Consider the following 5,564-nt stretch of genomic DNA (forward strand, 5'->3'; position numbering starts at 1 on the left):
GTTTTGAAAAATTCGTCATCAGGGCAAACTCCCTATTGTGAGGGGAATAAGTTGTCTAGATTCTATCTATAATAGCATTTTTTTCTGACTTTTCTCAACGTTCAACACTTCTGCTCAAAGACTTAACCGAAGAAGACTTAAAAGCGATCGTCGGGGGATGGCTGAACAAACACCAAATATACGGATCTCCTTTGCCTTTCCCCTCTATAATCGTTCAACCGATGTACGGATTACCGGCAGATCGTTTCGTGGATTTCTAATTCCAACCGACTCATAAACTTTATCGAGTATTAAACCTGTAAGGAGCTAATTATGTCTTTCGATCGCACCCCGAACTTTACCGAAAAACTAGCAACCGATCCCGATTTTCGTTTAAAGGTTTTGGACGAAATCGCCAACGATGACGAACTCAAAGACTTAACCGAAGAAGACTTAAAAGCGATCGTCGGTGGACGGATGCAACAAGTATACGGCTCGACCAGCGGTGGCGGTGGCGGTCGTACTTACTACGCCTAAATCGAGGATAATTCCAATGACCGAATACCGTCGCATCAGCTACGCCGTGTGGGAAATTACCCTGAAATGTAACCTCGCCTGTCAACATTGCGGTTCCCGCGCCGGCCATACCCGTAGCCACGAACTTACCACTGAAGAAGCCCTCGATCTCGTCCGTCAACTTGCCGAAGTGGGCATCAAAGAAGTTACCCTGATCGGGGGAGAAGCCTTCCTCCGTCCCGACTGGCTCGATATCGCCCGGGCGATTACCGACGCCGGCATGATCTGCGGTGTCACCACCGGCGGCTACGGCATCACCCTCGACACCGCCCACAAGATGAAAGACGCGGGGATCAAAGTTGTCTCCGTCTCCGTGGACGGATTAGAAACTACCCACGATCGCCTGCGGGGGAAACCAGGTTCGTGGCAATGGGCTTTCCGCACCATGGGCCACCTCAAACAAGCCGGTATCCCCTTCGGTTGCAATACCCAAATCAATCGCCTTTCTGCCCCCGAATTTCCCCGAATCTACGAAAAAATCCGCGATGCGGGCGTATTTGCCTGGCAGATCCAGTTAACCGTCCCGATGGGGAACGCCGCCGATAACTCGGAAATTCTCCTGCAACCCTACGAACTCCTAGAACTATACCCGATGGTCGCCCGTGTCACCGAGCAAGCGCGACGCGAGGGGGTAGATGTACAACCGGGCAACAATATCGGCTATTACGGCCCCTACGAACGTTTATTGCGGGGAGGGGATGCGTGGACATTCTGGCAGGGCTGTAGTGCCGGACTGGCGGCACTGGGTATCGAGGCCGACGGAGCGATCAAAGGCTGTCCCTCCCTTCCCACCGCAGCCTATACTGGGGGCAATATCCGCGATCGCTCCCTGCGCCAGATTATCGAAGAGGCCGAAGAACTGCGCTTCAACCTCGGTGAGGGAACCCCGAAGGGAACCGATCATCTCTGGGGATTCTGTAAAACCTGTGAATTCGCCGAACTCTGCCGCGGTGGTTGTAGTTGGACGGCTCATGTTTTCTTCGATCGCCGGGGGAACAATCCCTACTGTCACCACCGAGCATTAAAACAAGCGGAGAAGGGAATCCGAGAGAGATTCTACCTCGATCGCCCTGCAGCGGGAATTCCCTTCGATAACGGCCAATTCGCGCTGGTAGAAGAACCCTTCTATTCTCCCCTAGCCAATGATCCCCTCGCCTTCAGTGCCGACGCGATCCAATGGCCAGAAAGCTGGCAAAACAAAACCCCCGTACTCACCCCCACAATCTAACCATGAACGAGAACCCGAACCCTATCCCCCCCATTCTACCCCGATCGGCGTGGGAGAGCCAGATCGCCTATCTCCGGGCTGTATTCCGGGCGAAAAAAGCACTGGATGAAATTGAACGAATTCAGAACGAGAAGACATGAACGCTCGCTCTAATCCGCATCCACTAAGTACCTAAGCAAAATTAATTACGCATATCTAACCACCTCTTGCCTATTGCCTATTGCCTCTTGCCTATCTTGACTAGGAAATTAATTTTGCACGACTACTTAACCCCTCATCCCTCACTGAATCGCCTGTTTTAAACTACGGCAGAATTCTTCGAGGGATTTTAACCCATCGCTGGGGGAATTATCGGCCAGACGTTTAACCATGGCACTGCCGACAATTACCGCATCAGCACCCCATTTTTTCACCTGTAGCGCCTGTGTCGCGTCAGAAATGCCAAATCCTACCCCCACGGGTTTATCGGTGACAGAACGGATAGAATCGAGCAATTCCTCCACTCTGGTGGCTACTTGATTCCGCATTCCCGTCACTCCCGTGACGCTCACCAAATAAATAAAACCTTGGGATTGCCGGGCGATCGCTTGTATTCGTTCCGGGGGACTGGTAGGCGCTACCAATAAAATCACTTCAATTCCCTTAGCGGCAGCCGGTTGCAGCAGACTTTCCGCTTCCTCTAGGGGTAAATCAGGAACCACCAAACCACTCACCCCGGCTGCTTTAATTTGGTCTAAAAAGACATCTATCCCGCGATGATAGATAGGATTATAGTAAGTAAAGAGAATAATCGGAGCTTTCACCTCTCCCCGGGCATTTTTGACGATTTCTAGCACATCTTCCAACTTGACACCCCGATTTAAAGCGCGGGTGGCTGCCGCTTGAATAACCGGACCATCTGCGAGAGGATCGGAATAGGGAACCCCCAACTCGATCAGATCGGCCCCTGCCCGGTCTAAAATGCGTAAAGCTTGGGCAGTGGTAGATAAATCGGGATCACCGGCAGTGATAAAGGGAATCAAGGCACAATTCCCCTGGGAACGGAGAGAACGAAAACACTCGGAAACAGCAGTCATCGAAAATTACTGAAGACATAAAGCACCGTCTATTATCTCATGGCGGGGAATAGCTCATTGCCGGTCGCTGTAAGCTCAGGTAAAGAATTTTTCAAGTAATACTCAAGGAATATTGACAAAATGGCGATCGAGGGTAAAATAGGCGCAGTCTGGTAGTTTTGAGAAAATCTCTTCTATGAACTGGTTTTCATTCCGCTTTTTCCGGTACACAATAGGACTACTACCCGATCGAGTTTCGTATAATCAAACACCATACTATATCTATGTTTTCCATTTACATTCTCACCCATAACGAAGAAATTGATATTGCCGCCTGTGTGGAATCGGCACTTCTGTCCGATGATGTGATTGTGGTTGACTCCTACAGTAGCGATCGCACAGTAGAGATCGCTTCTCGTTATCCAGTGCGCGTGATTCAGCATCAATTCGAGAGTCATGGTAAACAAAGAACTTGGATGTTAGAAAATATCGAGACTAAATACGATTGGGTTTATATTCTCGAAGCAGATGAAAGGATGACACCCCAACTGTATGCAGAATGTCTGCGTGCCACTCAACAACAGGAATTTACTGGTTTTTATGTGGCCGAAAGAGTTATGTTTATGGGAACTTGGATCCGTCGCAGCACCCAGTATCCCCGTTATCAAATGCGTCTATTTAGAAAAGATCAAGTCTGGTTTAGCGATTATGGTCACACGGAAAGGGAAGAATGTCGAGGAAAAACCTCTTTTTTACAAGAAACCTATCCCCACTATACCTGTAGTAAAGGTTTAAGTCGTTGGATTGAAAAACACAATCGTTATTCTAGCGATGAAGCGGCAGAAACCCTACATCAGTTGGCTAACGGTGGTGTTAGTTGGAAAAATTTATTTTTTGGTGAAACTGAAGTAGATAGACGGAGAGCTTTAAAAGATTTTTCTCTACGATTGCCTTTTCGTCCCCTGCTTCGTTGGTTTTATATGTATTTTATCTTGGCGGGAATTCTCGATGGTAAAGCTGGTTTTGCTTGGTGTACTCTGCAAGCTTTTTACGAGTATTTGATCCTCTTAAAAGTGGCAGAAATGAAACAGGGTTTACCCACTCCCCCCGAAGTGAGAAATCGTTTTCATCCTCCGCAAAATGGTGACAATCTTAATTCCCATAGGTCTAATTTCGTCTCCCTGAAAGGAAAGGCCGATTAACATTCAACCATTATTAATCAGTCAGCAATCACCTAACAACAACCTAGATATAAAAAGCAATCCTGATCCATTTTTTATTAGCTGTGACATCAATTTCACGGCTGTTGTCTTATGTCAAGCTGTACTGTCTTTAAGCTGCCTATTGGGATTTTAGCACAAATGCTCAAACTCCCCACTTCCCCACTTCCCCACTTCATAATTCCCTCTCCCTGATTAATAACGGATGCGAGGATCAATGTAAGCATTGATTAGATCGATCAAAATACTGGCAAAAACCACTATTGTCGCAAAAAAAGCCATTAATCCCTGCACTGTTGGGTAATCCCGCAGAGAAATCGCTCGATATAACTGATTTCCCAAACCCGGCCAAGAAAAAGTAACTTCCGTCAAGACTGCACCACCTAAAAGAGCCGCAAAAGTTAATCCTAAGACAGTAATTACGGGAATTAGGGCATTTTTCAGCGCATGGGCGATCATAATCGTTTTTTCTGGTATTCCTCTCGCTTTTGCAGCATCTACATAATCCGCTTGCAAAGTTTGTTTCAGATTAACTCGCACCATCCGTTCAAAAATTCCACTCAAAAGAATGCCGAGAGTAAAACTAGGTAAGGCTAGATAATACAACGCCGTAGGCAACTTATCTAGTTGTAGAGTCATCAGACTATCAAAGGTGTATAAACCCGTAATTGTCTGGGGTGGAGTCTCACTCAAAGGAAAACGAGTCCCCAAGGGAAACCAGCGCAACTGTACCGCAAAAATTAGCTGTAAGAGCATTCCCACCCAAAAAATCGGCAAGGAATAGGTTATCAGTCCAAATAAACGTCCCCCCGCATCTAGGGAGGTATCCGGACGGGAAGCGGTGATAATTCCCAATCCGACTCCCACTATCACCGCAATTAGCATTCCATAAAAAGTTAGTTCCACCGTCGCCGGAAAATGTTTAGCGATAATCTCCCACACCGTCACCCCCTTACTGGTTAAAGAGTCTCCTAAATTGAGGCGCATTAGGTGAAAAATATAGTCTAGATACTGGAAAAATAGGGGTTTATTCAGTCCTAACTGTTCTCTTAGGGCATTTTTGGCACTTTCAGGGGCGCGGTTGCCTAAAATCGCATCCGTGGGATCACCGGGAGCAACACGCATCAGCAGAAAAACCACCGTCACGATTGTCCATAACATCAAGGGAGCTAGGAGTAAACGCACCAGTAAATAGGATTGTAAAGCAGCGCGGCGAGACATGAGGGCTTTCCTTTCAGAAAATACATTCTCAAGGAACCATACCCCAAAATCGACCCAGCGATCGAGAGGTACTGAATAAAAAATTAAATTGAGGAAAATATTTAGTACAAATAAACTAACATATCCGCACCGCCAGTTCTAATCAAGGGACCAGCAAAAAACCCGAAGGTCCGAAAAGCTTACGGAGCAAGGGATAGAAAAAAGATCAAAAAAATTTGCCCAAAGGGGTTGACAAACTTAGGGAAGTTAGATACATTGGTAAATGCGCGGTTGAAGCGAAGCGAA

General features: G+C 47.2%; 5 protein-coding genes. 3 read left to right on the plus strand and 2 right to left on the minus strand.

Annotation, left to right across the window (positions count from 1 at the left end):
- Window positions 1–312: 312 nt before the first annotated feature.
- Both H6F92_RS02940 and H6F92_RS02945 read left to right on the plus strand, forming a co-directional pair.
- Window positions 313–516 carry a hypothetical protein gene (locus H6F92_RS02940; RefSeq protein WP_104395452.1) on the plus strand — a complete coding sequence of 68 codons (204 nt, stop codon included), beginning with the start codon at window positions 313–315 and terminating at the stop codon, window positions 514–516.
- 16 nt (window positions 517–532) lie between these two features.
- A complete protein-coding gene (locus tag H6F92_RS02945) occupies window positions 533–1,783 on the plus strand; it encodes a nif11-class peptide radical SAM maturase 3 (protein ID WP_190356734.1) in 1,251 nt (416 codons plus the stop codon).
- Between the two features lie 281 nt (window positions 1,784–2,064).
- Here H6F92_RS02945 and trpA read toward each other — a convergent pair whose 3' ends face one another.
- Window positions 2,065–2,859: a tryptophan synthase subunit alpha gene (gene trpA / locus H6F92_RS02950; RefSeq protein WP_190356735.1), complete on the minus strand. Its 795-nt coding sequence runs from the start codon at window positions 2,857–2,859 to the stop codon at window positions 2,065–2,067.
- 263 nt (window positions 2,860–3,122) lie between these two features.
- On the opposite strand from trpA, the gene H6F92_RS02955 reads away from it, so the two are divergent.
- Window positions 3,123–4,040, plus strand: coding sequence for a glycosyltransferase family 2 protein (locus H6F92_RS02955; RefSeq protein ID WP_190356736.1), 918 nt, complete (start codon window positions 3,123–3,125; stop codon window positions 4,038–4,040).
- Window positions 4,041–4,253: 213 nt separating this feature from the next.
- Here the strand turns inward: H6F92_RS02955 and H6F92_RS02960 are convergent, their stop codons facing one another.
- Complete coding sequence (locus tag H6F92_RS02960; protein WP_190356737.1) at window positions 4,254–5,279, minus strand: ABC transporter permease; 1,026 nt, start codon at window positions 5,277–5,279, stop codon at window positions 4,254–4,256.
- Window positions 5,280–5,564: the final 285 nt, after the last annotated feature.

Source organism: Microcystis wesenbergii FACHB-1317, from assembly GCF_014696875.1.
In the GTDB taxonomy this organism is placed as follows: Bacteria; Cyanobacteriota; Cyanobacteriia; order Cyanobacteriales; family Microcystaceae; genus Microcystis; species Microcystis wesenbergii_A.

Excerpts from the sequence above, each read along its gene's own strand:
- H6F92_RS02940 (WP_104395452.1), top strand. The coding sequence starts at position 313 with ATGTCTTTCGATCGCACCCCGAACTTTACCGAAAAACTAGCAACCGAT.
- H6F92_RS02945 (WP_190356734.1), top strand. The coding sequence starts at position 533 with ATGACCGAATACCGTCGCATCAGCTACGCCGTGTGGGAAATTACCCTG.
- trpA (WP_190356735.1), bottom strand. The coding sequence starts at position 2,859 with ATGACTGCTGTTTCCGAGTGTTTTCGTTCTCTCCGTTCCCAGGGGAAT.
- H6F92_RS02955 (WP_190356736.1), top strand. The coding sequence starts at position 3,123 with ATGTTTTCCATTTACATTCTCACCCATAACGAAGAAATTGATATTGCC.
- H6F92_RS02960 (WP_190356737.1), bottom strand. The coding sequence starts at position 5,279 with ATGTCTCGCCGCGCTGCTTTACAATCCTATTTACTGGTGCGTTTACTC.